Below are 13,832 nucleotides of genomic sequence, written 5' to 3' on the forward strand. Positions count from 1 at the left end.
AATTCCGACTCGCGCAGAGAACGCCATATCCAGCTTCACAGGTTATCTTGTGGACAAAGGTGCTGTGCGAATGACAAACAAAAAATCGACGTAAAGCTGACACGAGCCACCTATAGTCGGCAACATGCATTGCGCTCTGACGCCGTTTTCGCGTTAATCAGCAATGGCAAACTGTACGAACTTGATACATCAGGCAACAAACTTGCGAAATCACTTATCACTAATTCGCACAACGATCAGGCGCTATTCGTTATGATTCGCGGACGATTGGCGAATGAACAAACCGCTGTAGAGAAACTTTCTGATATTTCCGTCCAGAAAAATATTGACCGATCCTATAGATGAAATCACGATCAACAGCATTGAGATACTTAAACATGCGAATCAGAAGGAATAATTGTGCCATTTAAGATAGACATTCTGTTAGTGGTGACAACTATCCTATCAATCTCCTCAGGGTCATTGCTAATAGCATACGCAGCAGAAACTGAAGACCAGAGTCATTCAACAACATCTAATTTTCAAAATAGAAACGACCATACAAAGCCGTCTTCTACGTCAGATACCAGCGAAATGCAATCAGGAAATGGACAGCCATCACCTGCCTCCGGGATAACAGTGAGTGATCCCCTTACCGGTGGTTCACTCACTGGTGTCGGCATGACGTTGGGAAAACAAGGCAAGAAGATAGTTGTAATGCAATTTATAACAGGTGGAGTTGCAGAGGCAGCAGGTATTCAGAAGGGCGATGAAATAATAAGTGTGGACGGTAGATCCATCGGCTCTAACCCCACTATTAACGGAGTCGTAAAATTAATACGCGGACCAGTAGATTCAAAGGTCAGCATTTTAGTTCAGAGAGGCACAACCCGCCAGTCTTTTACTATGACCCGGGTTCTATTTAGAACACCTATTGATGGTTTTTGCCCGGCGAGATAGGTTCTTTCGCACTGGAGCTTCTCGTAAACAGCTTCTGGCTTTTACGCACCGAGTACTACAAAACCAGTTACGTGCCAGGCTTCAGTCAGAACGTAAGTATATGTTCACACGACAGAGACGGTATTTATATAGGCAGTAAACCACTCCAGATTCATCACTCACTACTGGTTTCAGAGACTCTTCTAGTTCAAAGGGGAAATCGTGCATCGCTAGGATTAACTCCATTCATATTCTAGGCTTTTCAAATAGCACCCGTATTTTCCCCAATTACAAGTAAGTCTTTGATTGATAAATTAATCTTCTGAAGGAAGACAGCAGGACCAGAAGTGGGCAGGGCAGTAGTTGATTAATCGAGAAATAGCGCCACTTAGAGAGGGAGACAAAGCGGAAGTACCGCTTAGCTGCCTCACTATTGTCGAGGATTTTGGCAGAGCATTTGTGCAATCAGCGGTAATTGCTCCATTGTGGAATGGCTTGGGGCAATTAGTCACTGGAGGTCATTTACCACATGTCTCAATAGTAAATGAGAAGAATGCCGAGGGTAATTTGACAGACTCCTGGGCACAAAAATTTGGCGGTGCCATAGGGATGGCAGTGGACTTTAACTTATTGGGCAAGCTAAAGCTGGGCCCATTTCGGCAGGTGGAGACGGCCAATACTTTGTCACTTACGCAAAGATGCGGACAGCATTTTATGAGAAGCGCCAAACAAGGAGCCGTGTATGGGGCGGTATTCACGGAATCGGACCCAAGTAATAATTTTCTCTCTGGCAGAGTAGCCAATGCAGGCTCGCAGGCCCTTACATTCGGGCTTTTAGGAGCTGGTTCAGAAGCATTGTCGGGATTGAAGGTAGCGGCAAAGGTAAAGCCAGGGACATTCAAGAATGCATTGTCTGATATGACGATAGCCGGAGTTGCAGGAGTGCCGGCCGGGGCAGTAGGAGCGGTAGCAGATGCTTCTTTCAATGGGCGCACACTGGAAGCGAAGAATATACAGAATGCAGCAATTGATTTTGGAATAATAGGATTTGCGCTAGCTGGAATCAATCAAGGAGTAACAGCACTAAGCACTCGCCATGCGCAGATGGGTAAGCATCTAAAGTCGGCAATTGAAAATGCTGAGTCTTTAGAGAAGGCAAGTCCGTCAACGCAAGCACCATCACTGATGGCTAATGATATCTTAGATACGAGACAGGAAAGTGCTACTGATAGTACCCGTTCGACAGAAAAACGTACACTTGACGACTCCCTTGCTTCCGAAAAACGAGAAGTCCGTAAATTGTTGGTTGAATGTTTGTCTAAAGGAAGCATTGTCAATGCAGAGAGAATAATTAAGGACAATTCTGTTACAGAAGAAGATCTGCAGCAAGAAGACATTCGAGAAGCGACGCGCCAAGGGTTGGTTACTTGCTTGTCTGGTAAATACATTGAGACCGCAGAGAGAATAATAAAGAGCAAGTTAGTTCCGGAGGAAGCGATTCAAGGAGCAGTGCGTCAAGCTTTGGTTAATTGCTTTAGAGATGGGCGGATTGACATTATCGAGAAACTAATTGAACGCAAGTTGGTCACAAATGAAAATCTGAAAACAAGCGAGATTCAAAAAGCCGTTCAGCTAAGGTTGGCCAAGTGCTTATATCAAGGATCTATTACTGAGGTCGAGAAATTACTTGAAAGAAAGTTTGCCACAGATGAAAATCTGAAAACAGTAAAGGTCCGAGAAGCCGCTGTTAAAAGCTTAATCAAAAGCTTGTCTGAAGGATGCATTGACGATGCTGAAAAAATAATTGAACTCAAGTTAGTTGAAAACAAAGAAATATCTGATGCAGTGCAGCAAGCTTTGAATCGCTGTTTGACCGGTGGACATATTGAGACAGCGAAGAGAATAATAGAGCACAAGTTAATCACTGACGAAGATATTCAGGAAGCCGTACGAGAGGGATTGGCTGATTCATTGTCTAGTGGATGGCTGGTTTCAGCAGGAAAAATCGTAGAGAGCAGGCTGATTGAGGAAAAGGAAATCCATAAAGCTGTGCGTCAAGGACTGATTGAGTGCTTGTCCGCTGGACGAATTCATCATGCTGAAAAAATGATTCAGAGCAACTGGGCCACAGAAGAAGATCTGAAAGCAGATGAGATACGAGAAGCAGCGCGTCTTGGATTGGTTAAGTGCTTGTCTAATGGATTGATTCAAGCTGCTGAGAAAATAATTGCCCGCAAGTTGGTTGAGCCTAACACACTTGATGAAGTTTTCAGGCAATCAGTGCAGTCAAGACATATCACAAACGTAGTTAGAACTGGGCTTAGCATCGGCAAGGACTTCAATACAATCGCTAAAGAATATCTCGGCATATCCAAGTTGACTGACGAGGAAGCCGGCAGATTATTTGAAAGAACGAGAAACAGAGTCGCTCCTTGGGAAGTAGATGCCGATGGAAATTCTTTTCAAGCCGGTAGCCGGATATTTGGTACAGCAAGAATGCTGCGATACATATTCAAAACAAATGCCGACCCACACGAAGTTCTTGACGGATTTGACGGTGTTATCAAAATGTTCCAAGGTTCAAGACTGGGTGCTGATGACTTTTACAACAATGTGCTGAGACAGGTAAATAGGGACAGTGGTGTTGATGAAATTGGGCATTCCTGCGCACGACTCAAGAGCATAGCAAACGACTATCACGATAATTTCGATCATGTGGTGGAGAAGATAAAAGAATATCCCGGCATTGTCACAATCCAAGACTTGGCAGCTAGATTTCCAGATCAAGCTAGTGTTTTTTCTTCATGGACTAAGTTACAACAGTACAGCAAGTTAGTTCATTTTATTAATAGTAGTGAGCTGCTGCCAAAAATTCAGGAATTAAGATCATCTGGGCAGTTAAAGCGTGCAAAATGGGTGGAGGCGTTAGCGTTTCATGCGGACAGCAAGGTGGCAAAAGAACCAATTGAGGATTTTTTGCTGAATAATCCAACGGATTTTCTTGAGCGAGGCGACAAACATTCTTCAGAATTGCACGAGCATTTGAAGCCATCAAACTATGTTGAGAAACCACATTTGGATCTTAAAGCAGAGGAACTCAGAGATGCGATAATTGATGGCAGTCTTGACAGACTACAGTCCTTTACACCGATGAGGGTGGAGTATGAGGTAGGTTGTGTAGATCTGGCAAGTGAACTCAAGCGTGCCCTGGGATCTAGAAAGAAGGGGCAGCGTGGTGAAGCACAGAGCCCGAAGAAATTGTTCAAGAAAGTGAATGACTTTCTGGAGCAAGATAATTTGACTATTGCTAAAGTTTTGCAAGGGGCTGAGTTGTCACAAGATTTGTCTGTAAAGATAACAGGTTTGTTGTACAACAAAGAGATTGGATTGTCACGACCACCAGGTAGTTTTAAGCTCGTTGCAGAAATACACAAGAAGAGTGATCCATTGGCGGTGGTGGCTGGTGACGATACTGCTTCGTGTATGGAATTTGGATCCGGAAAAAACAATGTCTACATGTTCAATCCAAATAATGCGTTGTTTACGATACGTCTAGAGCGTCCCGATGGCACACAACGAACAATTGCCCAAAGCGTACTTACAAAGGATCTAGACGTGAGAGAGCTAGTGCCGTCAATTGTGGAAAAGATGAGGAAGGGAGAGCCGGTGCTCAATATTTTCCCAGAGGAAGGATTGCGCAATGGCAAAGCAGTGATAGCCGCCGACAATGTTGAAGTGCATCCAAATTACAAGTCTGAGACCTACAAAACTGCGCTAGAAGCAGTGTATAGAGATTTCTTCGGTCGCTATATGGAGCTGTATGGAGAAAAGGAAAATCTACAGAGTGACAAAATAATAGTAGGACTTGGTCATGGAGATGCCTTGGAGTCCTTGCCAAAAGAAGAAAATACCTATCTGCCGCAAGCCCCAGTAGCATACAGTGATAAGATTCATGACAAGGTGTCTAGACTGTCGTTAATTGCTCCGCAAACAAATGCAGTAAAAGCAAGTGTGCCGGCACAGATGGTTCGCTCTATAACATCAAATAGCAAAGAACAAGCAATAACGGAATTGACTTTTCAAGACACACTGCCACTTTCACATCTGGAGAGCAAGATCTACCAGGAAGTACCGACGTTGACTCAGGGTTTAATTGACTTAGAGAATACCCTTATTGCTAAAGACATCAATAATGTTGCAAAAGGAAGACCAAATCTGAGCTTTAAATACACGGACAAAGCGGGCAAGATAAGGGGATATTTGCTGGCATATGAAGGCAAAGTAGAAATGTATGGTAGTGAGAAGCCTGCAATTTATATCGAAGACTTTGCCAGCGATAGTTATTTGGAGCCGACTAAGCAAGGAGAGCCTGATGGTGTCGGCGGCAAAATGTTGCTTAGGTTTATCAAGTCCTACAAGCAAAATTATCTAGATAAAGGCAATATGATGCCTTTATTCATGAACGCACGCGGCACCACATCCTATGCACTATTGATGAAGCACATAGGTTCGTTTGGAAGAAAATACGGATATAGCTTTGAGATGAAGGAAGCGGATACGCGTGAGAATGGCTCAAATACGATGCATGATGTGTTAATAACGCCGAAGCGGATAGAAGTACAGGCAGAGTGAGGTATAGGAGACGAATCACAGAATCGGACTGTACACAAAGTCGCTCTAAAGTCACTTGAGCAGATTGGTCTAGGCAGTTTTATAGCTTGTTATTTGGATTTGTGTCAGAGATCAGAAGATCGCTTCCAATCTTTCGCAGTAGATGATAATCATCTACTGAAAAACGAATACGTCTCCGACGTAAATCAGTGGGCATGATGACCATGTGTACATGCGGATCATCCGTATTGTTATGGCAGACCGCATACCACTCAAGGTTCCAGTTTTTCTGTTGGCAAAATTGATGCATCAAAGCACGTACAAAAGCTGGTCGATCCACATTCGACGTTTCGAAGGCGACTAGTAGTTTATGTATAGCAACATAGCGATCCGTTTGGCGATCAATAGCTTCGTGGGCAACTGTAGAGTGCACGTTCCCTGTTGCGTTGAAAAAACTTCTTCGGCGATTGTCCGTTATATCTTCACCGCTTCGAAATTGTAAATACTTCAAGTGCGCGTGCGCGCGAGGTTTTGGTTTAACCTTGGTGTCGATATAGCTGTGCTTAACTACAATTCCCATGATGTGCGCAAAGTTCCAGTCGAAGCCTTACCAGGCTCCAGGTTGTCCCACCATGATCGTTGCGGTAGGCTTATCACTGCGCGGCGGCGTTTCAGCTCCGGGACCAGGCATCGTTCTCGATCCCATAACAAGCCAGTGCATAGCTAAGCCAGCATGTTCGCGAGTGTCGCCTTTCCGCTTGTTGTAAAGTCCAATTGAATATCCAGCATTACGAATTAAAGATAACGCCACGGCACCTTCGGTGAGAATTCCTATTTTGCCGTTCTCTAGCGGAAAGCCTTTGGCCAATTCAATTATCTTATTGCGAATGCGGTTCGCCACTGCCGCAGGATGATTTGTCAGCCAAGGTCCTGCATAATCACGGTCGTACTCCTCGTTCGATTGACGGAAAAGCCTCCAGTTGTCTCTGTCTACAGAGGGATCGATGTAGGCTATTGCCTCATATAGGTCATTAACATAGTTGACCAGCGGATTCGACAAAACAAGATAGTCAACATCATCACTGAGCAAGATCGTGCCAGGTAAAGTATCTGGGAGAATTCTGGATAGAAACCCAGATTGTCTAAGTGCAAACTCACCTGCTAGCCAGCTGGTCGCAGCAATGAAATCATCAAACCTAGTGCTTACAGCTGTGGACAGCCCTGATTCCAGAACTTTTTTGAATTTGTTCTGTACCTCAGCACGATCATGCTGGCTAAAGTCACCAGATTTGTCAGACATATGGTTACCCCCCAGTATTCATGGTTATTATGTGCATTCAATTGCATTATGTCATTGGGAAAAGCCCCAATTGAATCCAAAGGTATTCAGACCCAATATTGTGCAAATTCAAGGCGATACGAATGCAAAGGAGGCAAATTCCGAAACTAGGTCTGGAAGAGTATCCAGCAGCAAAAACCGGAACGGCAAATGCAGCCGGGATTTAAAAGGAGGTCCAGGACGATCCCCGAAACCCCTATCCCAATGGCACCGCCCAAGAGTTTGGAACTCCCGACACCCTCATTAGGACCGGATGACGGTACGCCTAGGAACAGACCGCCTAGCAAGACGTCTAGTCGTCTATTAGCTATGTGGTATTTGGCAGAACCTCAAAAGCCTAGTAAAATGTTGTCAAGGTGAAAAAGCAGGATATGAGCAAACCGCCCAAACTTGGTGAAATGCGGAACGGAATATGGCATCGGTATCCGAATGTCTATATCGTCGCAACGACCATAGACGGAAAGCGCCACCAACGCTCTTTCGGCAACGACTATGAAGCTGCTGTCCTGTATATGGATCGCCTGAATCAAGAGAGGCGTCTGAAGAAACTTCGTGGAGAAAATCCAGTCCTAGATCAAATTGCACACAGCAAATCGGGAATCTCCGTTAAGGAGGTTCTCTTAAACTATTGCCGAACAAGAGAGCAGTTTTTAAAGCAAGGAACTATTGAGTCCTACAAATACTTGCTCAATCGATTAGCGCCTTTATGGAAGGTTGAAGCGGAAAGTCTAAGCGTTGCCGAAATCTCAAAATTCATAAGCTCTCTGAAGAGCGCTGGACTAAGCAATAAGACTATCCGAGAACTTATTATGCTGTGCAGATCAGCATTTAATATGGCAATAGATCACGACCTAATTGCTGCACACCGAAATGCATTTGCAAAAATCAAAGCTCCGGTCATAGAAAAACATGAACCACAACCGTTCAGTGAGGAAGAGATTGAAGCAATTTTCGAAGAACTTAATCCTAGGCTTCGACTGATGTTTTGGGTTCAATTTTCCACTGGCTTACGCACCGGTGAACTAATTGCATTACGGTTTGGTGATGTAGATTTCCAGCGGAACAGAATCAACGTCCAGAGAACCCGCAGACACGGCTTAGAAAACGCGCCAAAAACTAAAAGTTCTCTGCGTCAAGTATTTATGCCTCCAGATGTCAGAGCTGCTCTTCTAGAACTGAAGACTGTACGAAAGGCAAAGAAAGATGACTATCTATTTTTGACTCAGTACGGATTACCTTATGCAGATGTGCCGGTTGAGGCTTGGAAAGATGCAGTCGAGAGAGCCGGTGTTGAATACAGAAGGTGTTACACACTTCGGCACAGCTTCGCCTCTCATGCTCTAAGCAACAACGTGCGTCTGTCGTATGTATCGGAAGCCCTTGGGCATAGTTCCGTCAACGTCACTGCGCAGAAATATATACGGCACATTCCTGATGCAAACTCGGAAGACGAGAGCAAACTTGCCAAATTATCGAAGAAGTCAGGTACTAAATTATCTTCTTCTTGCCGCGGTTTTGCCGCGGTCGCCAAGAAGAAGGCTTGAAACGCTCACCAGGCTTGAAAAAATTATGGCTCCAACTGGATTCGAACCAGTAACCAAGCGATTATGAGTCGCCTGCTCCACCATTGAGCTATGGAGCCATTACCCCATATTGTAGATCAACCTACTTAACTTCAGAAGCAACTTTCTTCTTGTCTTCTTTCGGAAGCATGTGTTGTTCAATAAAGTCGGTACTGACTTCTCCGCGCATGAAATACGGGTTGGCAAGCACTTTCTGATGGAAAGGTATTGTTGTTTTGATGCCGGTGATGGCATATTCATCTAATGCTCTGTGCATACGGCGAATTGCTTCATCGCGATCTTGCCCCCAGACAATTAATTTGCCGACCAAAGAATCATAAAACGGTGGAATGTTGTAACCAGGATAGACATGGCTATCTACACGCACCCACGGACCACCTGGAGCAACGTATGCATCCACGCGACCGGCTGACGGCAAGAAATTACGATCAGGATCTTCGGCATTGATACGGCATTCAATTGCATGCCCACGCAATACGATGTCTTCTTGCTTGAATGGCAGCTTCATACCGGAGGCAATCTTCACTTGTTCCTTAATAAGGTCAATTCCAACAAGCATTTCCGTCACAGGATGCTCAACTTGAATACGCGTATTCATTTCCATGAAGTAGAACTGATCACCGGCAAGAATAAATTCAATTGTGCCGGCGCCTTCATAGCCAATCTCGCGAGCAGCTAGTACCGCGGCAGCTCCCATCTTGGAACGCAACTCAGGCGTTAGCGCAGGGCTAGGAGCCTCTTCAATAAGCTTTTGGTGTCGTCTTTGAATAGAGCAATCACGCTCACCCATGTGCACAACATTTCCGTGACCATCAGCTAATACCTGAATTTCTACGTGACGAATAGGCTTCAAGTATTTTTCGAGATAGACGCCGCCTTCGCCAAACGCTGCGGTTGCTTCACTACGAGCAGCAGCTATTGCGCGACTTAGTTGAGCTGAGTCGGCAGCAACACGCATACCGCGTCCGCCACCACCGGCAGTTGCTTTTACAATAACCGGATAACCAATTTCGTCAGCCAATTTATGCGCGTCTGCTTCATTCGTAATTAGTCCGACAGATCCAGGCACAACAGGAACACCTGCTTTACGCATGGTGTCCTTAGCAGATGACTTATCACCCATGCCGCGAATTGCAGCAGGCGATGGTCCGATGAATTTGATTCTGTGGTCGTTGCAAATTTCAGCAAAGTTGGCATTCTCAGATAAGAAGCCATAGCCTGGGTGAATACCATCTGCACCAGTTACTACTGCGGTACTGATGATTGCTGGAATATGCAAATAGCTGCGTTCACCAACGGGTGGTCCGATGCAATATGCTTCGTCAGCTAATTTGACGTGCAAGGACTCAGCATCTGCTTGTGAATAAACAGCAACTGTGCGTATGCCAAGTTCTCTACAAGCTCTGATGACTCTCAGAGCAATTTCGCCGCGGTTAGCGATCAATACTTTTTCTAGCATCACTTATCCTCTTGGATCAACCAAGAAGAGTGGCTGACCGTATTCAACGGTTGTTCCGTTTTCAACACAAACTTTGACTACACGTCCTGAGATTTCAGACGGCAGATCGTTCATCAACTTCATTGCTTCGATAATGCAGACCGTTTGGCCAATTGTGACACTGTCACCAATATCCACAAAGGAAGGTGCAGATGGCGATGGCGATCTATAGAAGGTGCCGACCATTGGCGACGTAATTGGCAGAAGACCGTTTGTCTCATTGCCTTTTATGTCGGACGGAGCGTCAGGCGCAGCATTAATCAGTTCCGGCGCTGGTCTAGCAGTCGGTGCTACAGCAACGAGCTGACCGGCAGGACCGGACTTCTTAACGGTGACGCGTTCTTCACCGGACTCAATGGTGAGTTCAGTGATGTCGGTCTCCGATACGACCGTCAATAGCTCACGAATTTGTTCAAAATCAATCTTCACTTTTACATTGCCTCGATCTTAGACTCTAGTTAGATACTTGCGTGTGCGCGTATCAACACGAATTTTTTCACCCTGCTTCAGGTGGAATGGGACTGTGATAATAGCTCCTGTTTCCAAAGTAGCCGGTTTGCCGCCGCCGGAGCTTGTATCACCACGCTCATCGGGAACGGTTTCCGTAACAATTAATTCCACTGTGTTCGGCAGTTCAACACCAATAATTCTGCCTTGATACTTAAGGACTTGAATGCCTTCAAGACCTTCTTTGAGAAACTCAACACCTTCACCGATTTCTTTCTCAGTGAGTTCAATTTGCTCGTAGTTTTCTTGATCCATCATGGTGTATGAATCACCACCCTTGAACAAGAATTGCATTTGCGATTTTTCCACAACTGCCGATGGTACTTTTTCTGCGGCGCGGAAAGTTGTTTCCATTACGTTGCCGGTTTCCACATTCCGCATCTTTGTGCGGACGAAGGCTGCGCCTTTTCCTGGTTTAACGTGCATGGCTTCAACAATTTGCCAAACACCGTTGTTGTACTCGATGGTTACGCCCGGACGAAAGTCATTACTGGAAATCATTTTGGAACCTTAGATTCAGATTAGGTGAAACGGAAGTCAAGCAGCCGTTAGGGCTGTCTTGGGCCAGGGGGAATTCTATCACCGACACAGGGGCGCGCTTGCTATAAAGTATTAGTCTAAGCTTGATATAATCAGCTTTCCTGCACTTAGTGCCTCCGGCACGTCCTTTGGAATTTTTTCAAAATGTTAGAAACAAAAACCGCCTATAGCCCTAAAGAAGTCGAGGAAAAGTGGACCAAGACCTGGTTTAGCAACGATGTCTACAACCTGGAAGTGCACGCCGACAGACCGTGTTTTTCCATCGCTTTGCCTCCGCCAAACATTACGGGCAATTTACACATGGGGCATGCCTTGAACGGCACCTTGCAAGACATTTTGATTCGCTGGCATCGCATGCAGGGCTACAACGTCCTCTGGCAGCCAGGCACAGACCACGCCGGAATAGCCACTCAGATGGTTGTTGAGCGCAAGCTGAAAAAAGAAGGACTTAATCGTCATAAACTTGGTCGCGAAAAATTCCTAGAACACGTATGGGAGTGGCGTGATCAATACGGCAACCAGATATATGAGCAATACAAAAGCCTAGGCGTTGCCTTCACATGGAATCGCGCAGCTTTCACAATGGACGAGACTTATGTGAGAGCAATTAAACGCGCGTTCGTTACATTATTCAATGAAGGATATATCTATCGCGGCAATCGCGTAACAAATTGGTGTCCACGTTGCCAAACAAGTTTGTCTGATTTGGAAGTTGAACACAAAGATACAAAAGGTCATCTCTATCACATCAAGTACTTGCTGAAAGATGGCTCAGGCGAATTAGTTGTAGCCACAACAAGACCTGAATCAATGTTTGGTGATGTGGCTGTGGCAGTGCATCCAGATGATGCTCGCTATAAGAATTACATCGGCAAAGAAGTATTGCTTCCTTTGACCAAGCGTCCAATTCCAATAATTGCCGATCAATATGTTGATCGGCAATTCGGTACGGGTGCTCTAAAAATTACTCCGGCCCATGATGCTAACGACTGGGAAGTTGGTCAGCGCCATAATCTGGAACAACCAACCGTCATTGATGCGCATGGCAAATTGATGGTTTGCGATTTTGTGCCGAAAAATCTTCATGGCATTGAACGCTTTGAAGCACGCAAAACAATTGTTGCCGAATTAGAAGAAACAGGACTTTTAGTCGAAGCCAAAGATTACGATCATGGTGTCGCTATCTGCGAACGCTGTCACGAAGTACTAGAACCACGTCTATCTGATCAGTGGTATCTAAAAATGAAGGAGCTTGCTGAGCCGGCAATTAAGGTCGTCGAAGAAGATCGCGTTGTATTTATTCCGGATCGTTATGCAGCAACATATTTAGATTGGATGAAAAACATTCGTGACTGGTGTATTAGTCGCCAGCTCTGGTGGGGACACCGTATTCCAATCTGGACTTGTGCAGACTGCAACCATCAGGGAGCATTTGAAGAAGATCCAACAAAATGTCCTCAATGCGGCAGCGCCAAATTTATACAAGATGAAGACGTGTTAGACACTTGGTTTTCTTCAGCACTTTGGCCATTTGCTACTTTAGGCTGGCCGGAAAAGACAGGCGAAATGTCTGTCTTCTATCCGACGACTGTTCTCTCTACAGCCCGCGAAATCATCAACCTCTGGGTTGCCCGCATGATTTTCATGAGTTTGAAATTCCTAGGAACAATTCCTTTCAAGCACGTGCTTATCCATCCGGTAGTGCAGACTCCTGACGGCAAGCGCATGTCCAAATCAAAAGGCAATGCCATTGATCCATTGGATATGATCGCCAAATACGGCGCAGATGCCAACCGCTTCTTCTTCGCTTCCGGCGGCGTTAAGGGCGACCAAGACGTCCGCTTCCGCGAAGACCGCGTTGAGGAATACCGCCGCTTCGCTAACAAGTTATGGAATGCCGGTAGATTTACTTTGACGCAATTGGAAGGCTATAAACTAGACTTCGCTAAACCAAAAAATCTCACACTTGCAGACAGATGGATTCTGGATCGCTATCAACACATGTTGAAAGCTGTTCATGAGGGTCTGCGCGACTATGACTTCGCTGAAGTTAGCCGTCAAATCTATGACTTCACGTGGGATTACTTCTGCGACTGGTATTTGGAAATTGCCAAAATTCAGTTAGCCAATGAAGAAACAAAGCAACAAACCCAGTGGGTATTGCATGCAATATTTGAAGGTTTGATGCGTGCAATGCACCCAATCATGCCATTCATTACAGAAGAACTCTGGAGCAAGATTCCTAAGTCAGCCTTCTTGTCAGACTTAGATTCAATTATGTTTGCTCCATATCCACGACCGGATGAACAATACTTCGATGCTGAAGCCGACGAAAAAATGCAGCTATTAATGCGGACAATAAGATCAATCCGCAACATTCGCCAAACATACAATGTCCCAGCATCTGCCGAAGCCGAAGTGCTAATTAGTTCCTCCAACGATGAACTCAAGTCCTTCAAAGACGGTCAGGATTACATCAAGCGCCTAGCTCGCGTCAATCCACTAACAATTGACAAAGAAGTGAAAGCTCCTGCCCAAGCCGCCAGCGAAGTAATTGGCACTACCAAAATTTTTGTACCTTTGGGCAACTTGATTGACATGGAAAAGGCCAAAGAGAAACTCACTCTTCGCCAAGATTCTTTAACCAAGGAATTGGCAAAAGTCAAAGTCGTCATAGACAACCCAGACTTCAAAGCCAGAGCACCCAAAGAAAAGGTCGAAACCATAGAAGCCCAAGTAAAAGACCTGGAAACTCAGCTTCAATCAGTAGCCGCTCAAATAAAAGTACTCGAGACTTAGAAACGGGCGCATGCAATGCGCCCCTACGAAAACCCAA

Annotated in this window: 9 protein-coding genes and 1 tRNA gene; 4 read left to right on the forward strand and 6 right to left on the reverse strand. The window is 45.3% G+C overall.

Annotation, left to right across the window (positions count from 1 at the left end):
- Positions 1-399 precede the first annotated feature (399 nt).
- Positions 400-939 (forward strand): PDZ domain-containing protein, encoded by a 540-nt coding sequence (locus tag K2Y22_02305; GenBank protein MBX9877267.1) that lies wholly within the window; start codon positions 400-402, stop codon positions 937-939.
- A gap of 342 nt (positions 940-1,281) precedes the next feature.
- Positions 1,282-5,550 (forward strand): hypothetical protein, encoded by a 4,269-nt coding sequence (locus tag K2Y22_02310; GenBank protein ID MBX9877268.1) that lies wholly within the window; start codon positions 1,282-1,284, stop codon positions 5,548-5,550.
- A 79-nt stretch (positions 5,551-5,629) separates the two neighbouring features.
- Here K2Y22_02310 and K2Y22_02315 read toward each other — a convergent pair whose 3' ends face one another.
- Both K2Y22_02315 and K2Y22_02320 read right to left on the reverse strand, forming a co-directional pair.
- Complete coding sequence (locus K2Y22_02315) at positions 5,630-6,109, reverse strand: hypothetical protein (GenBank protein ID MBX9877269.1); 480 nt, start codon at positions 6,107-6,109, stop codon at positions 5,630-5,632.
- Between the two features lie 27 nt (positions 6,110-6,136).
- Positions 6,137-6,829: a hypothetical protein gene (locus K2Y22_02320; GenBank protein MBX9877270.1), complete on the reverse strand. Its 693-nt coding sequence runs from the start codon at positions 6,827-6,829 to the stop codon at positions 6,137-6,139.
- Positions 6,830-7,239: 410 nt separating this feature from the next.
- Between K2Y22_02320 and K2Y22_02325 the strand changes: the two genes are divergently transcribed.
- Positions 7,240-8,412: a site-specific integrase gene (locus K2Y22_02325; protein MBX9877271.1), complete on the forward strand. Its 1,173-nt coding sequence runs from the start codon at positions 7,240-7,242 to the stop codon at positions 8,410-8,412.
- Between the two features lie 26 nt (positions 8,413-8,438).
- Here the strand turns inward: K2Y22_02325 and K2Y22_02330 are convergent.
- The 4 genes from K2Y22_02330 to efp all read right to left on the reverse strand — a co-directional run bounded on the left by K2Y22_02330 (position 8,439) and on the right by efp (position 10,957).
- Positions 8,439-8,510: transfer RNA gene (locus K2Y22_02330), tRNA-Ile, on the reverse strand.
- A gap of 23 nt (positions 8,511-8,533) precedes the next feature.
- On the reverse strand, positions 8,534-9,910 hold the full coding sequence (gene accC, locus K2Y22_02335; GenBank protein MBX9877272.1) for an acetyl-CoA carboxylase biotin carboxylase subunit: 1,377 nt from the start codon (positions 9,908-9,910) through the stop codon (positions 8,534-8,536).
- A gap of 3 nt (positions 9,911-9,913) precedes the next feature.
- Complete coding sequence (accB, locus tag K2Y22_02340) at positions 9,914-10,378, reverse strand: acetyl-CoA carboxylase biotin carboxyl carrier protein (protein MBX9877273.1); 465 nt, start codon at positions 10,376-10,378, stop codon at positions 9,914-9,916.
- Positions 10,379-10,396: 18 nt separating this feature from the next.
- Positions 10,397-10,957, reverse strand: coding sequence for an elongation factor P (efp, locus tag K2Y22_02345; protein ID MBX9877274.1), 561 nt, complete (start codon positions 10,955-10,957; stop codon positions 10,397-10,399).
- A gap of 183 nt (positions 10,958-11,140) precedes the next feature.
- Here efp and K2Y22_02350 point away from each other — a divergent pair, with 183 nt between their 5' ends.
- Positions 11,141-13,795, forward strand: coding sequence for a valine--tRNA ligase (locus tag K2Y22_02350; protein MBX9877275.1), 2,655 nt, complete (start codon positions 11,141-11,143; stop codon positions 13,793-13,795).
- Positions 13,796-13,832 lie beyond the last annotated feature (37 nt).

The organism is Candidatus Obscuribacterales bacterium, assembly GCA_019744775.1.
Lineage (GTDB): Bacteria > Cyanobacteriota > Vampirovibrionia > Obscuribacterales > Obscuribacteraceae > SBAT01.

Coding starts and splice junctions, on each gene's coding strand:
- K2Y22_02320 (MBX9877270.1), bottom strand. CDS start 6,829: ATGTCTGACAAATCTGGTGACTTTAGCCAGCATGATCGTGCTGAGGTA.
- K2Y22_02325 (MBX9877271.1), top strand. CDS start 7,240: ATGAGCAAACCGCCCAAACTTGGTGAAATGCGGAACGGAATATGGCAT.
- efp (MBX9877274.1), bottom strand. CDS start 10,957: ATGATTTCCAGTAATGACTTTCGTCCGGGCGTAACCATCGAGTACAAC.
- accC (MBX9877272.1), bottom strand. CDS start 9,910: ATGCTAGAAAAAGTATTGATCGCTAACCGCGGCGAAATTGCTCTGAGA.
- K2Y22_02315 (MBX9877269.1), bottom strand. CDS start 6,109: ATGGGAATTGTAGTTAAGCACAGCTATATCGACACCAAGGTTAAACCA.
- K2Y22_02350 (MBX9877275.1), top strand. CDS start 11,141: ATGTTAGAAACAAAAACCGCCTATAGCCCTAAAGAAGTCGAGGAAAAG.